2 protein-coding genes are annotated in these 1,546 nt (G+C 45.7%); both read left to right on the forward strand.

Going from position 1 to position 1,546, the window contains the following annotated elements:
- Positions 1–809 (forward strand): S-layer homology domain-containing protein (locus tag BLT_RS21235; RefSeq protein WP_035425357.1); only part of this gene is annotated, 809 nt, incomplete at its 5' end.
- Positions 810–968: 159 nt separating this feature from the next.
- Positions 969–1,546, forward strand: a 578-nt coding sequence (locus BLT_RS0102090; protein WP_017726166.1) for a YveK family protein, incomplete at its 3' end; no start/stop codon positions are given.

Here is a 1,546-nt window from a genome sequence, read left to right on the forward strand (position 1 = left end):
CGATTGTTGAGTTTTCTATTGTCGCTCGTTCTGGTGATGTGGAGGCTCCAGTGAACCGTTTTGTTCAATATCTTGAACGTGACCTCGTTCTTTCTGAAGACGTGAACCCGGATCGCACGGTTGTTGTTCGTGTCAATGCGGATGGGACGCTAACGGTTGTTCCGACGATTGTCCGTGACGGTCGTGTAACGTTCAAGAGCTTTACGAACAGCTACTATGTAGCGGTTGAGCGTGAAGCATCCTTTACCGATCTTCGTGATGACTACTGGGCGAAAGAGCAAATTGAGAAGCTAGCCGTTCGTGATATTTTCCAAGGTCGTCAGGATGGAACGGTAGCTCCAGGTGAGCCTGTCACTCGTGTGCAATTAGCCGTGTTAATTACACGTGCTCTTGCCCTTGTGAGCGATGTGGAGTACGATGGTCGCTTTGTTGATGTACAAGGTGATGAGTGGTTTATGGGTGAATTTATGGCAGCGATTGAGGCAGGAATTGTCCTCGGTCGTCAGGATGGAACATTCTCACCAAATGAGCCAGTTAATCGTCAGCAAGCAGCTGCGATGATTTCACGTGCAATGGAGCATATTGGCTACAATGAAGCAGATCTAGATACTACAAAATCAATCACTCAATACCCTGATGCTGAGCGTATTGGCGAATGGGCAGAAGCGGATGTTGAGCGTCTCCTTCAAGCAGGAATCATGGAAGGACGTAACACAGGTCTCTTTGACCCAACGGATGAAACCACTCGTGCGCAAATGGCAGCAATGCTTGAACGCTTCTTGATTTTCTCTGATTTAATGAATGAATAAATGAATGAATGAATAGTAGTTGGAATTGGAGCAAGTCCTTTATGGCTTGCTCTATCTTTTTTTTGGATAAAAAGTAAGAAGACGCCACATTTCGACAAAATGCTATGCTATACTAAATGGTGTAGAATAAATGTGAAAACTTGGAGGAGCTACACGCTTATGGAAGAAACGATTAGTCTCCGTGAAATTTTTGCGACCCTGAAAAAAAGGCTAGCCATGATCGTTGTGATTACAGTTCTAGCTGTCACCGCAAGTGGAGCGGTCAGTTATTTTTTCTTAACACCGATGTATCAAACGACGACGCAGATTCTTGTCAGCCAGCAAGCAACAGGTGCCACATCTGCTTTGCAATCTGCGGGGTTTGATGTGGATTCGCAATACATACAAACGTATAATGTCATTTTAAAAAGTCCGTACATTTTAAATGAGGTCATTGAAGAATTAGGGCTTGAACGAAGCCATCAGCAGTTGAATCAACAGCTGCAGGTTTCTCAGGAGGGGCAGTCTCAAGTCGTGACGATTCGAGTGGAAGATGTGAATCCAGCGTTGGCTGTGGACATTGCAAATACGACAGCAGCCGTTTTTCAACGTGAAATTGCCAACTTGCTTCGTGTCGACAATGTGGTGATTTTAGCTGAAGCTGAAATGGCAGATCCGCCAGTACCTGTGAGCCCGAATCCGCCGCTTAATATGGCGATCGCCTTTGTGGTTGGTTTGATGACAGCCGTTGGATTGGC

Source organism: Halalkalibacterium ligniniphilum (assembly GCF_000334155.1).
In the GTDB taxonomy this organism is placed as follows: domain Bacteria; phylum Bacillota; class Bacilli; order Bacillales; family Bacillaceae_D; genus Halalkalibacterium; species Halalkalibacterium ligniniphilum.